General features: G+C 56.0%; 1 protein-coding gene. It reads left to right on the top strand.

The features are described 5' to 3' along the window. The coding region (locus NW820_RS13500) for a zinc ribbon domain-containing protein (protein WP_414407789.1) at positions 1–416 on the top strand (416 nt) is incomplete at its 5' end. Positions 417–516 lie beyond the last annotated feature (100 nt).

The following is a 516-nucleotide window of genomic DNA, read 5'->3' as shown; positions in this document are numbered from 1 at the left end:
ACAGCGCTATTGCCCTGGAAGACCTGACAGGGATCCGGAAAAGAGTCAATCAACAACCCCGCAGCAAAGCCGAGCGGCACAGGGCCAACAGTTGGGCGTTCTACCAGCTACGCCAGTTTCTGGAATACAAGACTCTGCGTGCAGGAGTTGCTTTGATTCTGGTGCCGCCTGCTTACACGTCGCAGACCTGTCACAAGTGTTTACACATCCATCCCGATCCTGCGCAATCCTACCGCAGTGGAAAGAAGTTTAAGTGTGGGCACTGTGGATGGGAAGGAGATGCGGATTTGAATGGTGCGAATGTGATTGCGCTCTTGGGGGCTGTCGTAAACCAGCCTAGAGGTTCGGGCCTGTTTTGTTCTCTGGTAGGGCAGAGCAGGCTCAGGGCTACTGAAAGCCCGCTCCGTACCGCTTAGCGGTCGGAGCCGGGTAGTTTACCACCCACCCTCCACTACACTCAGAGAGGGAACTGCTGCCGGAGTGGCAGGGATCGTTGGACTCACAGATGGGTTATCG

It is taken from the genome of Synechococcus sp. R55.7 (genome assembly GCF_047461955.1).
Classification (GTDB): domain Bacteria; phylum Cyanobacteriota; class Cyanobacteriia; order Thermostichales; family Thermostichaceae; genus Thermostichus.
The sequence above is the reverse complement of the archived record's forward strand: the minus strand, read 5'-3'. Positions and strand labels throughout refer to the sequence as shown.